The organism is Haemophilus sp. HMSC068C11 (assembly GCF_001815355.1).
GTDB lineage: Bacteria > Pseudomonadota > Gammaproteobacteria > Enterobacterales > Pasteurellaceae > Haemophilus_D.
The window spans coordinates 1-220 of record NZ_KV820359.1 but is presented as its reverse complement, the minus strand read 5'-3'; the positions used below and the strand labels follow the sequence as shown (position 1 = coordinate 220).

2 tRNA genes are annotated in these 220 nt (G+C 52.7%); both read right to left on the bottom strand.

What is annotated here, in order from left to right:
- Nucleotides 1-4 precede the first annotated feature (4 nt).
- Nucleotides 5-80 (bottom strand) — tRNA-Lys (locus HMPREF3020_RS01765).
- Nucleotides 81-98: 18 nt separating this feature from the next.
- A tRNA-Leu gene (locus tag HMPREF3020_RS01760) sits at nucleotides 99-185 on the bottom strand.
- Nucleotides 186-220 lie beyond the last annotated feature (35 nt).

Here is a 220-nt window from a genome sequence, read left to right as displayed (position 1 = left end):
AAAGTGGTGGGTCGTGAAGGATTCGAACCTTCGACCAACGGATTAAAAGTCCGCTGCTCTACCGACTGAGCTAACGACCCACTGGTATGATTTTGAAATGGTGCCCGAAGCCAGACTTGAACTGGCACGCCTCGAAAGGCGAGGGATTTTAAATCCCTTGTGTCTACCGATTCCACCACTCGGGCAAATTGGAGCGGGAAACGAGGCTCGAACTCGCGAC